Raw genomic sequence first — 3227 nt, forward strand, 5'->3', positions numbered from 1 at the left:
GGGTGGGGTGACGGGTGGCTGGTCGTTGTTTGAGAACTACACAGTGGACGCGAGCATCTGTGGCCAAGTTTTTAAGGGCGCACGGTGGATGCCTTGGCACCAGGAACCGATGAAGGACGTGGGAGGCCACGATAGTCCCCGGGGAGTCGTCAACCAGGCTTTGATCCGGGGGTTTCCGAATGGGGAAACCCGGCAGTCGTCATGGGCTGTCACCTACTGCTGAACACATAGGCAGTGTGGAGGGAACGAGGGGAAGTGAAACATCTCAGTACCCTCAGGAAGAGAAAACAACCGTGATTCCGGGAGTAGTGGCGAGCGAAACCGGATGAGGCCAAACCGTATGTGTGTGATACCCGGCAGGGGTTGCGCATGCGGGGTTGTGGGATCTCTTTACTGCGGTCTGCCGGCCGTGGGACGAGTCAGAAACCGTATGGATAGGCGAAGGGCATGCGAAAGGCCCGGCGTAGAGGGTAAGACCCCCGTAGCTGAAATTCATGCGGCTCGTTTAAGAGACACCCAAGTAGCACGGGGCCCGAGAAATCCCGTGTGAATCTGGCGGGACCACCCGTTAAGCCTAAATATTCCCTGGTGACCGATAGCGGATAGTACCGTGAGGGAATGGTGAAAAGTACCGCGGGAGCGGAGTGAAATAGTACCTGAAACCGTGTGCCTACAAGCCGTGGGAGCGTCGGGAGTCGGATTTATCCGGCTCCTCGTGACTGCGTGCCTTTTGAAGAATGAGCCTGCGAGTTTGCGGTGTGTTGCGAGGTTAACCCGTGTGGGGAAGCCGTAGCGAAAGCGAGTCCGAACAGGGCGATTTAGTAGCGCGCTCAAGACCCGAAGCGGAGTGATCTAGCCATGGGCAGGTTGAAGCGGCTGTAAGAGGTCGTGGAGGACCGAACCCACCAGGGTTGAAAACCTGGGGGATGACCTGTGGTTAGGGGTGAAAGGCCAATCAAACTCCGTGATAGCTGGTTCTCCCCGAAATGCATTTAGGTGCAGCGTCGTGTGTTTCTTGCCGGAGGTAGAGCACTGGATAGGCGATGGGCCCTACCGGGTTACTGACCTTAGCCAAACTCCGAATGCCGGTAAGTGAGAGCGCGGCAGTGAGACTGTGGGGGATAAGCTCCATGGTCGAGAGGGAAACAGCCCAGAGCATCGACTAAGGCCCCTAAGCGTACGCTAAGTGGGAAAGGATGTGGAGTCGCAGAGACAACCAGGAGGTTGGCTTAGAAGCAGCCACCCTTGAAAGAGTGCGTAATAGCTCACTGGTCAAGTGATTCCGCGCCGACAATGTAGCGGGGCTCAAGCGTACCGCCGAAGTCGTGTCAATCCAACGTATAGCCCCAACGGGTGTTGGGTTGGGTAGGGGAGCGTCGTGTGCCGGGTGAAGCCGCGCCGGAAGGCAGTGGTGGATGGTACACGAGTGAGAATGCAGGCATGAGTAGCGATACACACGTGGGAAACGTGTGCGCCGATTGACTAAGGGTTCCTGGGTCAAGCTGATCTGCCCAGGGTAAGTCGGGACCTAAGGCGAGGCCGACAGGCGTAGTCGATGGACAACCGGTTGATATTCCGGTACCCGCTTTGAAGCGCCCAGTATCGAATCCTCTGATGCTAAGGCCGTGAAACCGCCGGGCGAGTCTTCGGACGAGTTCGGAGTGGTGGAGCCGCTGAACCGAGGTGGTAGTAGGTAAGTGATGGGGTGACGCAGGAAGGTAGTCCAGCCCGGGCGGTGGTTGTCCCGGGGTAAGGGTGTAGCCCGTGTGGTAGGTAAATCCGCTGCACATGAGGGTGAGACCTGATGCCGAGCCGATTGTGGTGAAGTGGATGATCCTATGCTGTCGAGAAAAGCCTCTAGCGAGTTTCAAGGCGGCCCGTACCCTAAACCGACTCAGGTGGTCAGGTAGAGAATACCGAGGCGTTCGGGTGAACTATGGTTAAGGAACTCGGCAAAATGCCCCCGTAACTTCGGGAGAAGGGGGGCCACGTCTGGTGAGGGAACTTGCTTCCTGAGCTGGGGGTGGCCGCAGAGACCAGCGAGAAGCGACTGTTTACTAAAAACACAGGTCCGTGCGAAGCCGTAAGGCGATGTATACGGACTGACGCCTGCCCGGTGCTGGAACGTTAAGGGGACCGGTTAGTGATCTTTCGGGGTTGCGAAGCTGAGAACTTAAGCGCCAGTAAACGGCGGTGGTAACTATAACCATCCTAAGGTAGCGAAATTCCTTGTCGGGTAAGTTCCGACCTGCACGAATGGCGTAACGACTTCTCGACTGTCTCAACCATAGGCCCGGTGAAATTGCACTACGAGTAAAGATGCTCGTTTCGCGCAGCAGGACGGAAAGACCCCGGGACCTTTACTACAGTTTGATATTGGTGTTCGGTTCGGCTTGTGTAGGATAGGTGGGAGACTTTGAAGCGGCCACGCCAGTGGTTGTGGAGTCGCTGTTGAAATACCACTCTGGTCGTGCTGGATGTCTAACCTGGGTCCGTGATCCGGATCAGGGACAGTGTCTGATGGGTAGTTTAACTGGGGCGGTTGCCTCCTAAAGGGTAACGGAGGCGCCCAAAGGTTCCCTCAGCCTGGTTGGTAATCAGGTGTTGAGTGTAAGTGCACAAGGGAGCTTGACTGTGAGACCGACGGGTCGAGCAGGGACGAAAGTCGGGACTAGTGATCCGGCGGTGGCTTGTGGAAGCGCCGTCGCTCAACGGATAAAAGGTACCCCGGGGATAACAGGCTGATCTTCCCCAAGAGTCCATATCGACGGGATGGTTTGGCACCTCGATGTCGGCTCGTCGCATCCTGGGGCTGGAGTCGGTCCCAAGGGTTGGGCTGTTCGCCCATTAAAGCGGTACGCGAGCTGGGTTTAGAACGTCGTGAGACAGTTCGGTCCCTATCCGCTGTGCGCGTAGGAGTCTTGAGAAGGGCTGTCCCTAGTACGAGAGGACCGGGACGGACGAACCTCTGGTGTGCCAGTTGTCCTGCCAAGGGCATGGCTGGTTGGCTACGTTCGGAAAGGATAACCGCTGAAAGCATCTAAGCGGGAAGCCTGCTTCGAGATGAGGACTCCCACCCCCTTTGAGGGGTTAAGGCTCCCAGTAGACGACTGGGTTGATAGGCCGGATCTGGAAGCCAGGTAACTGGTGGAGGTGACCGGTACTAATAGGCCGAGGGCTTGTCCATTGATGCTCGCGTCCACTGTGTTAGTTCTGAGGCAACGACC

The 3227-nt window shown here is 57.1% G+C and carries 1 rRNA gene; it reads left to right on the forward strand.

The annotated features are described in order from the left end of the window. Positions 1-61 precede the first annotated feature (61 nt). Positions 62-3187: ribosomal RNA gene (locus AB0G74_RS34250) — 23S ribosomal RNA — on the forward strand. Positions 3188-3227: the final 40 nt, after the last annotated feature.

Origin of the sequence: Streptomyces sp. NPDC020875 (assembly GCF_040641415.1) — a bacterium.
Lineage (GTDB): Bacteria > Actinomycetota > Actinomycetes > Streptomycetales > Streptomycetaceae > Streptomyces.